The 11,051-nt window shown below is 71.8% G+C and carries 9 protein-coding genes and 1 pseudogene; 6 read left to right on the top strand and 4 right to left on the bottom strand.

All coding sequences use genetic code 11. The features are described from left to right. Nucleotides 1-75: 75 nt before the first annotated feature. A complete protein-coding gene (locus tag ACFWZ2_RS18240) occupies nucleotides 76-921 on the bottom strand; it encodes a hypothetical protein (RefSeq protein ID WP_384546756.1) in 846 nt (281 codons plus the stop codon). A 110-nt stretch (nucleotides 922-1,031) separates the two neighbouring features. On the opposite strand from ACFWZ2_RS18240, the pseudogene ACFWZ2_RS18235 reads away from it, so the two are divergent. After that, nucleotides 1,032-1,406 (top strand): annotated as a pseudogene (locus ACFWZ2_RS18235) (VOC family protein); the annotation flags it as partial. 31 nt (nucleotides 1,407-1,437) lie between these two features. Here the strand turns inward: ACFWZ2_RS18235 and ACFWZ2_RS18230 are convergent. Next, nucleotides 1,438-3,042, bottom strand: a complete 1,605-nt coding sequence (locus ACFWZ2_RS18230) for a FadD3 family acyl-CoA ligase (protein WP_384546754.1) — start codon at nucleotides 3,040-3,042, stop codon at nucleotides 1,438-1,440. 145 nt (nucleotides 3,043-3,187) lie between these two features. Between ACFWZ2_RS18230 and ACFWZ2_RS18225 the strand changes: the two genes are divergently transcribed. The 4 genes from ACFWZ2_RS18225 (at nucleotide 3,188) to ACFWZ2_RS18210 (ending at nucleotide 6,322) form a co-directional block, all read left to right on the top strand. After that, nucleotides 3,188-4,339 carry a lipid-transfer protein gene (locus ACFWZ2_RS18225; protein ID WP_384546752.1) on the top strand — a complete coding sequence of 384 codons (1,152 nt, stop codon included), beginning with the start codon at nucleotides 3,188-3,190 and terminating at the stop codon, nucleotides 4,337-4,339. A gap of 58 nt (nucleotides 4,340-4,397) precedes the next feature. Beyond that, complete coding sequence (locus ACFWZ2_RS18220; protein ID WP_384546750.1) at nucleotides 4,398-4,850, top strand: Zn-ribbon domain-containing OB-fold protein; 453 nt, start codon at nucleotides 4,398-4,400, stop codon at nucleotides 4,848-4,850. Further along, nucleotides 4,847-5,623, top strand: coding sequence for an enoyl-CoA hydratase/isomerase family protein (locus ACFWZ2_RS18215; protein WP_384546748.1), 777 nt, complete (start codon nucleotides 4,847-4,849; stop codon nucleotides 5,621-5,623). The genes ACFWZ2_RS18220 and ACFWZ2_RS18215 overlap by 4 nt, the downstream gene beginning before the upstream one ends. A gap of 138 nt (nucleotides 5,624-5,761) precedes the next feature. Continuing rightward, the gene (locus tag ACFWZ2_RS18210; protein ID WP_384546747.1) at nucleotides 5,762-6,322 is read left to right on the top strand and encodes a hypothetical protein; all 561 of its coding nucleotides are present in this window, start codon (nucleotides 5,762-5,764) and stop codon (nucleotides 6,320-6,322) included. Nucleotides 6,323-6,426: 104 nt separating this feature from the next. On the opposite strand, the gene ACFWZ2_RS18205 is transcribed toward ACFWZ2_RS18210, so the two are convergent. Then, complete coding sequence (locus ACFWZ2_RS18205) at nucleotides 6,427-8,775, bottom strand: PQQ-binding-like beta-propeller repeat protein (protein ID WP_384546746.1); 2,349 nt, start codon at nucleotides 8,773-8,775, stop codon at nucleotides 6,427-6,429. Nucleotides 8,776-8,982: 207 nt separating this feature from the next. Continuing rightward, a complete protein-coding gene (locus tag ACFWZ2_RS18200) occupies nucleotides 8,983-9,825 on the bottom strand; it encodes a VOC family protein (RefSeq protein WP_384546744.1) in 843 nt (280 codons plus the stop codon). 157 nt (nucleotides 9,826-9,982) lie between these two features. On the opposite strand from ACFWZ2_RS18200, the gene ACFWZ2_RS18195 reads away from it, so the two are divergent. Further along, entirely contained in the window at nucleotides 9,983-10,630 is a 648-nt protein-coding gene (locus ACFWZ2_RS18195) for a TetR family transcriptional regulator (RefSeq protein ID WP_384546742.1), read from the top strand. Nucleotides 10,631-11,051: the final 421 nt, after the last annotated feature.

Genomic DNA, 11,051 nt, shown 5'->3' with positions numbered 1-11,051 from the left:
CTGCCCGCGCCGGGGGGGGGCGGGCCCCCCCCCCCCCCCCGTCCCGGGTGTTCAGAGCGGTGTTCAGAGCGGTGCTCAGACCGCCAGTTGGGCGGCGACGGACCTCTTCATCGCCGCCACGAACCCCTCCCGCGCCTCTTCGTCGAGGAGGTCGAGGGAGAGATACGGATTCAGGTCCTCCAGCTCGACCAGGAGCAGTTCCCCGGCCGGGGCGCGGCACGCGTCGACCCGCTGGATGCCGTGGTCGATGGTGTTCCAGTCGACGAAGCGCTGGGCGAAGGCCAGGTCGTCGGCGGTCGGGGCGTAGCGCTCCAGGTGCCAGCGCCGTGCGGGGTCCGGGGCGTACAGCGCGTACTGGAAGGTGCGGTCGACGAAGTAGAACGACACCTCGTACGCGAAGTCGACGCGCGGCTGGATCAGGATCCCCGACGGGTCGGGGGTCAGCGCCGCGAGCCCCTCCCTCGTCACGAACTCCAGGCCGATCGAGTCCGCGCCCAGCTTCGGCTTGACCGCATACGTCGCCGCCTCCGGGAGCCGGACGGCGTCCCGCACGTCGTCGACCGTGGGGATGACGGGATATCCGGCGGCCGTCAGGTCGAGCAGATACTGCTTGCCGACCATGTCCGCGCGGCCGCTCAGCTGGTTGTACACACGCGCCCCGCACCGCGCCGCGCGCTCCCTGAAGTCGTCCCACTGCGCCTGGTAGTTGAGGACGGGACCGCTGTTGCGGACCACCACCGTGCCGAAGGCGCCCGTCTCCATCAGCGCGGCCGCGTCCAGGGGGTGGCACAGGGCCACGTCGAAGTCCTCGCGCAGACGGGTCGAGAGGTAGATGTCCTCGTCGCAGTAACGGCGGCCCTTGGCCTGGTAGGCGAGGTCGGTGACGAAGAGGACGCGGGGGCGGAGTGGTGCGGTGTGCATCGCCCCATCGTGACAGCCGCCCGCGGCCCGTCCCCGGCCGCCCCGTCTCCCCCGGCGGCCGCCACGAAATCCCGTCGACAGCCACCGCGGGAACGCCCATAGTGCCCCCCATGACTTCTCTCGTGCGCCACCTCACCTTCGACTCCCACGACGCCTACCGCCAGGGCACCTTCTGGGCCGGGGTGCTGGGCGGCAAGCTCGCGGACGACGATTTCCCCGGTGACCCCGAGGCGCTGGTCGAGTCGGACGGTGTCACGCTGCTCTTCGTCACCGTGCCGGACACCAAGACCCTCAAGAACCGGGTGCACGTCGACCTCCAGCCGCAGGACCGCACCCGCGACGAGGAGGTGGACCGGCTGCTCGCCCTCGGCGCGACGCAGGTCGCCGACCACCGCAAGCCGGGCGGCCGCGGCTGGGTCACGCTCGCCGACCCGGAGGGCAACGAATTCTGCGTGGAGTGCAGCGCGGCGGAGCGGGCCGCCATCGTCGCGGCCGGGCAGTGACCGGCGACCATCCCTAGCTCGAAGCCCTCCGCAACTCCCCCTTGACCACCTTCCCGCTCGCGTTCCTCGGCAGCTCCGAAACGAACTCGACGGCCCTGGGGACCTTGTAGTTCGCCATCTCCCGCCGCGACCAGGCGATCAGGTCGTCCGCCGTGACGACCGCTCCGGGGCGCCGCACCACATACGCCTTGCCCACCTCGCCGAGCCGCGGATCGGGCACGCCGATCACCGCGACATCGGCCACCTCCGGGTGGACGCCGAGGAGTTGCTCTATCTCGGCGGGATAGGCGTTGAAGCCGCCGACGATGAACATGTCCTTGATCCGGTCGGTGATGCGCAGGTTGCCCGCCCGGTCCAGGACGCCCACGTCGCCGGTCCGCAGCCAGCCGTCGGGGGAGATCGCGCGGGCGGTCTCCGCGGCGTCCTCGAAGTACTCCCGCATGACGTTGTGGCCGCGCACGAGGACCTCGCCGGGGTGGCCGGGCGACAGGGACTCCCCTGCGGGGGACACCACACGGACCTCCGTCCCGGGGATGGCGCGCCCCGAGGTCGCCGCGATGACCTCCGGCGGGTCGCCCCTGCGGCACATGGTGACGATGCCGCTCGCCTCCGAGAGTCCGTACGCCGTGAGGACCGTGCCCACCCGCAGCTCGCTGCGCAGCCGTTCGACGAGCTGGAGCGGGACGACCGCGGCGCCGGTCACCACGAGCCGCAGCGCCGACAGGTCGTGCTGGTCGCGGGCCGGGTGGTCGAGGATCGACTGGTGGAGGGTGGGGGGTCCGGGGAGTACGGAGATGCGCTCGGCGGCGACGTTCGCGAGGACCGTGTCCACGTTGAAGACGGGCTGCGGCACCATCGTCGCGCCCCGGGTCAGGCAGGCGATGATCCCGGCCTTGTAGCCGAAGGTGTGGAAGAAGGGGTTCACGATCAGATAGCGGTCGCCCTCGCGCAGGCCCGCGAGTTCGCTCCACACGTCGTAGCAGCGCAGCGTCTGCGCGTGCGTGATGACGGCACCCTTGGGGCGGCCCGTCGTGCCGGACGTGAAGATGATGTCCGAGGGCGCCGCCCCGTCGACCGACGCCGTCCGCGCGCGGACGGCGGCTCGGGGCATCTCCTCCCCGCTGACCAGGAAGTCCTTCCAGGTACGGAAGTTCTCGGGGGCGTCGTCGGAGAGCACGACCACCTGCTCCAGGTGCGGCAGGCCCGGCAGTGGCCCTTCGCCCGTGCCTTCGGCGGCCGCGCGGCGCAGCGAGGCGACGTACGAGGTGCCGAGGAAGGTGCCCGTGATGAACAGGACCTTCGCGCGGCTGCGAGCCAGCACGTAGGCCGCTTCCGCGCCCTTGAAGCGGGTGTTGAGGGGGACGAGGACCGCGCCCGCCGAGACCGCGCCGAGCGCGGAGACGATCCAGTCGAGGGTGTTCGGGGCCCAGACGGCGACGCGGTCACCGGGCTCGACGCCGTTCGCCAGGCACGCCGCGGCCGCCCGCTCCACGCGCTCGCCCAGTTCCGCGTACGAGAGTCGGGTGCGGCCCTCGACGACCGCTTCCCGCTCGCCGTACCGCTCGGCGGCCGCCCGCACCAGTGCCGGGATGCTGTCCCACTCCAGGTCGCCGCGCATCACAAGCCCTCCCGCCTTCCCCCGCCGTCGACTTCGGTCCGGGCAGGGGGAAACCCATTAGCTGACTATCCGTCAGATTAGCGGTAGCCTGACGCGCTGTCAGCAGTGGTGACACGCTCGCGACAAGGCGGAGGTGCCGTTGCCCATGGCTTCACTCAAGGACGCTACAGCGATAGTCGGGATCGGTCAGACCCCCTTCGCGAAACAACTCCCGGAGAGCGAGAAGGCGTTGGCGTGCCGGGCGATCGTCGCCGCGCTCGACGACGCGGGCATCGCGCCGTCCGAGGTCGACGCGTTCGCCTCGTACACGATGGAGGAGACCGACGAGGTCGAGGTCGCCAAGGCCATCGGCGCCGGCGACGTCACCTTCTTCAGCAAGGTCGGCTACGGCGGCGGCGGTTCCTGCGCCACCGTCGCGCACCTCGCGGCCGCGATCGCCACCGGACAGGCGAGCGTCGGCGTCGCCTGGCGCTCCCGCAAGCGCGGCAGCGGACCCCGCCCCTGGAAGAACACCACCGTCCAACTCCCCGCCCCCGCCCAGTGGACCCGCCCCTTCGGCCTGCTCCGCCCGGCCGACGAGATCGCGATGCTGGCCCGCCGCCACATGCACGAGTACGGCACGACCCGCGACCACCTCTTCAACGTCGCCCTCGCCTGCCGCAACCGCGCCAACCAGAACCCCGCCGCGATGATGTACGAACGCCCGCTGACCCGCGACATGTATATGACCTCGCGCTGGATCAGCGAGCCCCTCTGCCTCTTCGACAACTGCCTCGAAACGGACGGGGCGTTGGCCTGCGTCATCGTCTCCGCCGAACGGGCCCGCGACTGCCGCAGGAAACCCGTCTACGTCCACTCCACCGCCCAGGGCCTGCCCGCCCAGCACCACGGCATGGTCAACTACTGGAACGACGACCCGCTCTCCGGACCCGCCTGGACCGCGGCCCGACACCTGTGGAAACAGGCCGACTTCGGCCCCCAGGACGTCGACGTCGCCCAGATCTACGACGCGTTCACCCCCCTCATCCCCCTCTCCCTGGAGGGTTACGGATTCTGCGGCCGCGGCGAGGGCGGCGCGTTCACCGAGGGCGGCGCCCTGGAGAGCGGCGGCCGCCTCCCCATCAACACGGGCGGCGGCGGCCTCTCCGAGGCCTACGTCCACGGCTTCAACCTCATCAACGAGGGCGTCAAACAACTCCGGGGCACCAGCACGGCCCAGGTCCCGAACGCAACGACTTGTCTGGTGACGGCGGGCGAGGGGGTCCCGACATCGGCGTTGCTGCTTCGGGCCCCGTAGGGGCGCGGGGAACTGCGCGACAAGCCACAACAGACCCGCACTCGCGAAGGACGAGAACATGGCAGACGCGACGGAACAAGAACCCCTCCTGACACCCGCCGTCGACGACGACGGCGCCCCCTTCTGGGACTACGCCGCCCAAGGAGAACTGCGCATACAGGCCTGCACCGCCTGCGGCGAACCCCGCTTCCCCCCAAGGCCCTGCTGCCCCCACTGCCAGTCCTTCGACAGCGACTGGCGCAGGATGAGCGGCCGGGGCCGCATCTGGTCGTACGTCTTCCCGCACCCGCCCCTCCTCCCCGCCTACGCCGAACAGACCGGCTACAACGCGATCGTCGTCGAGCTCGCCGACGCCCCCCGCATCCGCCTGGTCGGCAACCTGGTCGCCGCCCCCGACGCCCCCCTGAACTCCGTCGCCCCCGAACGGCTGCGCATCGGCGCGAAGGTGCAGGTCGCCTTCACCGAGCTGAACGGGTTCACGGTGCCGCGCTGGATCCTGGAGCGGCCGTGAGCACCCTGCGCAGGACCACGGACAAGGACACGGGCGTGGCGGTCCTGACCCTCGACCGCCCGGAGCGGCACAACGCGATCGACCTGGAGACGGCGGCCGAACTGGCGGACGCCTGGCGGGAGTTCAGGTTCGACGACACCGTACGCACGGTCGTCGTGACCGGCGCCGGTGAGCGCGCCTTCTGCACCGGCATCGACCGCGGCGTCGATGTGCCGCAGCCCACCTCGCCGTACACGATCGATGATCCGCTGATCACGATCGGACCGAAGGCGAACGACCTCTGGAAGCCGGTGATCGCCGCGGTCAACGGCATGGCCTGCGGGGGCGCCTTCTATCTGCTCGGCGAGGCGGAGTTCGTCGTCGCGGACGAGCACGCCACGTTCTTCGATCCGCACACCACATACGGCATGGTCAGCGCCTTCGAGACCATCCACATGGCGCAGCGGATGCCGTTCGGCGAGGTCGCGAGGATGGCGCTGATGGGCACCGCCGAGCGGATCTCGGCCCGCCGGGCCCACGAAACGGGCCTGGTCTCCGAACTCACCGCGCCCGGCGGCGCGTTGGCGGCGGCCACCCGGGCCGCCGAGATCATCGCCTCGTATCCGACGGAGGCGGTGCAGGGCACGGTGCGGGCGCTCTGGTCGGCGAAGGAGGCGGCAAGGGCAGGGGCCCTCGCGCACGCGCCGCACTTGATCGCCCTGGGCAACCTGCCGCCGGACCAGCAGGCGGACCTGTTCGGGACCCGGCGGGGCGGCGACTTCCGCACCCGCTGACTTCCGCGCCCGCCGGTTTCCCCGCCCGCCGAGGGGACCGCCGCCTCACCTGGCGAGGGTCACGCACCCGGCGTAATGTCGATCTTGAGAGAGTCGCAGTCGTCTACAGAAGTCGCCTACGACAGGAGAAGACCCGATATGGTCCGCAACGTCACCGGGTCGGTCCTCGCTCTCATCGGAGCGACGGCCGCCGTATGGAGCCCCTTCCAAGCCTGGTACGACGGCCGTCACGGACGGAACTACCGCCTCGACGAACTCTTCTCCGGGGCCGGGATCACGGACGCCAAGGCGGAACTCTTCGGCTCCGTCTTCCTGCCGTTCGTCTTCGCCGCGCTCGTCACGCTGGTCGGCGTGGTCCTGCGCTCCCGGCTCCTCGTGGCGCTCGCGGGCGTGATCGTCCTCGGCTTCACGGTGCTGTGGATGGTCCGCCAGGGCCAGGCGGAGGGCAGCCTCGCGGTGGCGGGCGACGGCTCGGGCCTCGGCCAGGGCCTCCTGAACAGCCTCGGCGGCGGCATCTTCCTGCTGCTCGGCGCGGCGGTCATGTCCGGCCGCACCCGCCGTACGGAGCCCGTCCCCGCCCGCACGGTCCCGACCCTGGACGGCGATGACTGGCCGTCGGCCGCGAGCCAGCCCCAGGACCCGGAACCGACCCCGGAACCGGGCACCCGCCCGGCCTGGCAGAAGCCCCCGCAGCAGTAGCCCGGCCGACGCATCAGCCAAGCGCTCCGGGGGAGTTCGTCATCCGCGGGCCGGTGGGGCTGGTCGCGCAGTTCCCCGCGCCCCTGCGGGGCGCCCCCTCCGGCTCAGGGCCGGGGCGACGTCCCCGTCCCGCGCTCCGCGTCCAGCGCGTACACGCAGCGGTCCTTGCTGCACGCGTAGACGACGCCGTCCCGCACCACAGGGGCGCCCGTGATCTCACCGCCCGTGGCCAGCTTCCAGCGGAGCCGTCCGTCGTCGGCCTTGAGCGTGTAGAGCAGGTGGTCCGTGGAGCCGAAGTGGATGCGCCGGTCGGCGACGACGGGCGTGCCGACGATCTCGCCGCCCGCCTGGAACCGCCACTTCGGCGTGCCCGTGACCGCGTCCAGGGTGTAGAGCCCCTTGCCGCTGCCCACATGGACGTGGCCGTCGGCGACGAGGACGGGCTCGATGGACGAGCGCGACTCCGTGGCGATGCGCCACCGGTCGCGGCCGTCCGTCGCGTCGAGGGCGTACACCGTGCCGAGGTAGTCGGCGAGGTACACGCCGCCGCCCGTGACGGCGGGCCCGGGCGCGAACGCGGGCGGGCAGAGGAAGGCGGCGGGGGCCTCGAAGTGCCAGCGGACATGACCGCTCGCCACGTCGATCGCGAGGACCCTGCTGCCCGCGGCCACGTACACGTACCCGTCCTGCGCCTGGGTGAGCCGCACCGGCACGCCCCCGCAGGACGCCGCGTCGCCGACGGGGTACGACCAGCGTTCGTCGCCGGTCCGCGCCTCCAGGGCACGAAGGCGCGCGTCCTTCCACACGTACACCGTGCCGTCGAACACGGCGGGCCCGGCCTCCGGCGTCTCGAAGTCGGTCTGCGCCCCGGTGATCTCCCAGAGCTTCTCGCCGTTGGCCGCCTCCCACGCCTGGACGCCGCCGCCGCGCGTGCCGGTGACGACGGTGCCCCGGTCGGCCTGCAGGGAGTAGACCCAGGCGTCGGTCGGAAGCCGCCACAGGTCGGATCCCTCCGCACCGTCCAGGGCGTAGAGGGTGGGGCCGTCGGAGGCGTGGATGCGCCCGTCGGCGACCGCCATGGACCAGGCGACGTCCCGCGTCTTGAAGCTGCGGCGGCCGGTGGACACGTCCAGGGCGTGCACCTCGAAGGAGGTGACGTAGACGAGGTTGCCCGCGACGGCCGGGGTGCCCCACACATCGTTCGACATGCGGAAACGCCACGGCCGCCAGGCGGCGTCGGGTGCGGCGGCGGGCGCGGGCACCGGGGCGGGGCCCGCGGGGGCGACGCCGTTGGCCGCCGCCTTGGACCGCGACCACGAGGCGGCGAGCCCGGAATTGCCGGGCGCCGCCGCCGAGCGGCCCGCGGCGACCCGCGGCCCGGGGCCGATCGGCACCTTCGCACCGGCGAGCCGCACGGGCCCCGCGTCGGGCGCGGCCGCGAACGGCGGCTGGGACGGCGCGGGCGGCGGAGGCTGCTGCGGGGCCGGCGGAGCGGCGACGGAACGGCCGCCGCTGCGTGCGGCCGACACGGCGGCCCTGGCGGGCGGCCGCCCTCCCCTGCGCGCCTCGATGAGGGCGACGGCCCGCTCGGGCAGCCAGGCGGACGCGGTGCCGCTGTCGTCGCCGTCGCCGCTCTCGGAGGCGAAGAGGTGCGGCGCGAGCTGGGCCTGGAGGTCGGCGGGGGTGGGCCGGAGCGCGGCCTCCATCTGCATGCAGGATTCGATGAGGGGCCGCAGCTCGTCCGGCAGGCCCTCCAGGTCGGGGCCCTCCCTGAGCAGCATGAAGACCGTCTCGACGGGGTTGGCGCCATGGAACGGCGCGTGCCCGGTGGCGGCGAAGACGAGGGTCGAGCCGAGCGAGAAGACATCGCTGGCGCCGGTCACGCTGCGCGAGTCCTTGGCCTGCTCGGGCGACATGTACGCGGGCGTGCCCACGGCGACGTTCGTCATGGTCAGGCGCGTGTTGGAGACACCGGACGCGATGCCGAAGTCGATGACGCGCGGGCCGTCCTCGACGACGAGGACGTTCGACGGCTTGAGGTCGCGGTGGACGAGGCCCGCGCCGTGGATGGACTCCAGGGCCTCGGCCACGCCCGCCGCGAGCCAGCGCACCGCCTGGGTGGGCAGCGGCCCGTGTTCATTCACTATTTCTTCGAGCGAGGGCGCGGGGACGTACGCCGTGGCGAGCCACGGCACCGCGGCCCGCGGGTCGGCGTCCACGACGGCCGCCGTGTAGAAGCCGGACACGGCCCGTGCCGCCTCCACCTCGCGGGTGAAGCGGACACGGAACAGCTGGTCCTCGGCGAGCTCGGTCCGTACCGTCTTGATCGCCACGCGCCGTCCCGACGCGGAGCGCGCGAGATAGACCAGGCCCATGCCTCCGGCGCCCAGCCGGCCGAGGACCTCGAACGGGCCGATCCGCCTCGGATCGTGCTGCGTCAGCTGATCCACCACTTGCCCTGCCACCTCCCCGTACGCGGCCGCCGAAGAAGACAGCCCCGTGCAGCGTCTCACCACCGAGCCGCTACGGCGGCACGCACCCTGATTCTTCCTGTCCGAGCCGGTGGTTGCGAACCCGGGGCGGGATCGGGGTGTCTACGGACAAATCACCGCCGGGACGGCCCGCACGGAATGCGCCCGTGCCCTCCCAAACGGGGCGGTTCAGCCCTCCAGGACCGCGAACGTCGCCCCCTGGTCGTCGGTGAGCACCGCGATCCGCCCGTACGGGGTGTCGTAGGGCGGTGTCTGGACGCGCCCGCCAAGCCGGATCGCCGTCGCCACCGTCGCATCGGTGTCGGCGACCTGGAAATAGACGAGGAAGTGCGCGGGCATCTCGGCGGGCACGGAGCCGGAGAGCAGGGCGCGGCCGCCGATCGCCGTGTCCGGCCCCGGCTCGGCGCCCGCGGGCGACCAGATGCGGAAATCGGTGGCTTCGGTGGCTTCGGTGCCTTCGGTGCCTTCGGTGCCTTCGGTGCCTTCGGTGCCTTCGGTGCCTTCGGTGGCTTCGGTGCCGAGGTCGAGGCCGCCGTATCCGAGTACTCCCTCATAGAAGGGGTCGACCAGGTCCTTGTCCCGCGCGTACACCTCGGTCCAGCAGTACGAACCAGGCTGCCGCTGCACGCCGAAGCCCTCATGCGTACCGGCCTGCCAGAGTCCGAAGACCGCGCCCTCGGGGTCGGCGGCGAGGCCCATCGTCCCGAACGGGCCGACGGGCATGGCCTCCATGATCATCGAGCCGCCCGCCGCCCTGATCCGCTCGCCGAGCGCGGCCGCGTCCGGGGTGGCGAGATACACCGTCCATACGGTGGGCATGCGGCCGTCGGCCTTGGGCGCGAGCGCGGCGACGGCTTGGTCCTCCCGGTACGCCTGGGCGTAGTGCCCGTACTCCGGGCCCGCCCCCTCGTCGAAGGTCCAGCCGAAGAGCTCTCCGTAGAACCGCTTGCCGCCCTCGACGTCGGGGAGCATCGCGTCGGCCCAGCAGGGCACGCCCTCTGCGTATTCCATGCGATTCAAGCTAGCGGCCGCATCCGGACCCCGCAGCCCCGAAATTCGAACACTTGGCCAATTCTTTCCGGACGCGCGGACCGCCACTCCTACGCGCCCCAACCCCATTTGCACTCGGCCGAATCGCGCTCCGATCACCCCTCGGTAAGCTGACGGCATGACAGGACAGGTACGTACCGTCGACGGCCGTGTGGCCGGTCGACGCGGTCAGGCGACACGTCAGAAACTGCTCGACTGCCTCAGCGAGATGCTCAGCTCCTCGCCCTATCGCGACGTCAAAGTCATCGACGTCGCCCGGAAGGCGGGGACTTCACCCGCGACGTTCTACCAGTACTTCCCGGACGTGGAAGGCGCCGTCCTGGAGATCGCCGAGCAAATGGCCGCGGAAGGCGCCGAGTTGACGCAACTGCTCGACGGCCGCTCCTGGGTCGGCAAGGCAGGATGGCAGACCTCCCAGGACCTCGTCGACGGCTTCCTCGAGTTCTGGCGCAAGAACGACGCGATCCTCCGCGTCGTCGACCTCGGCGCCGCCGAGGGCGACAAGCGGTTCTACAAGATCCGCATGAAGATCCTCAACTCGGTCAACAACTCCCTTACCGACACGGTCAAGGAGCTCCAGGCCAAGGGCAAGGTCGACAAGGACGTCAGCCCCGCGGCGATGGCCGGATCCCTCGTCGCGATGCTCGCCGCGGTGGCGTCGCACCAGCGCGGCTTCCAGACCTGGGGCGTCAAGCAGGCCGAACTCAAGCCCAATCTGGCGCTGTTGGTGCATTTGGGTGTGACCGGGAAGAAGCCGACGAAGTAGCCCTGGCGGGCGATCTGCCCAAGTCCTGTCAGCCGCGCGGCGGATCACTCCCGTGATCCGCCGCCACGGCGTTCGGCTCCGCCGGGGTTCGGCTCCGCCGGGGTGTGGCGGTGTTACGGCGCCGCCGGGGTGTTCTGTCTTCGGCTCCGCCGGGGTGTTGCTTCTTCGAGTCCCGCCGGGGTGTTCTGTCTTCGGGTGCCGCCAGGGTGCCCTTCCTCCAGCTCCGCCGGGTGCTGCGCCCTTCGGGTCCGCCCGGGTGTTCTCTCTTCGGCTCCGCCGGGGCGTTCCTTCTTCGGGTGCCGCCAGGGTTTTCTGCCTTCGGCTCCGCCCAGGCCTTCCTTGTTCGGCTCCGCCAGGGCCTTCTGCCCTCGGCTCCGCCAGGGCGTTCCTTCTCCGGCCCCGCCGGGATGCTCCTTCTTCG

Source organism: Streptomyces sp. NPDC059002, assembly GCF_042740435.1.
Classification (GTDB): domain Bacteria; phylum Actinomycetota; class Actinomycetes; order Streptomycetales; family Streptomycetaceae; genus Streptomyces.
This window is presented reverse-complemented; position numbering and strand designations above follow the sequence as displayed.

Excerpts from the sequence above, each read along its gene's own strand:
- ACFWZ2_RS18200 (WP_384546744.1), bottom strand. The coding sequence starts at position 9,825 with ATGGAATACGCAGAGGGCGTGCCCTGCTGGGCCGACGCGATGCTCCCC.
- ACFWZ2_RS18195 (WP_384546742.1), top strand. The coding sequence starts at position 9,983 with ATGACAGGACAGGTACGTACCGTCGACGGCCGTGTGGCCGGTCGACGC.
- ACFWZ2_RS18210 (WP_384546747.1), top strand. The coding sequence starts at position 5,762 with ATGGTCCGCAACGTCACCGGGTCGGTCCTCGCTCTCATCGGAGCGACG.
- ACFWZ2_RS18220 (WP_384546750.1), top strand. The coding sequence starts at position 4,398 with ATGGCAGACGCGACGGAACAAGAACCCCTCCTGACACCCGCCGTCGAC.
- ACFWZ2_RS18225 (WP_384546752.1), top strand. The coding sequence starts at position 3,188 with ATGGCTTCACTCAAGGACGCTACAGCGATAGTCGGGATCGGTCAGACC.
- ACFWZ2_RS18240 (WP_384546756.1), bottom strand. The coding sequence starts at position 921 with ATGCACACCGCACCACTCCGCCCCCGCGTCCTCTTCGTCACCGACCTC.
- ACFWZ2_RS18230 (WP_384546754.1), bottom strand. The coding sequence starts at position 3,042 with ATGCGCGGCGACCTGGAGTGGGACAGCATCCCGGCACTGGTGCGGGCG.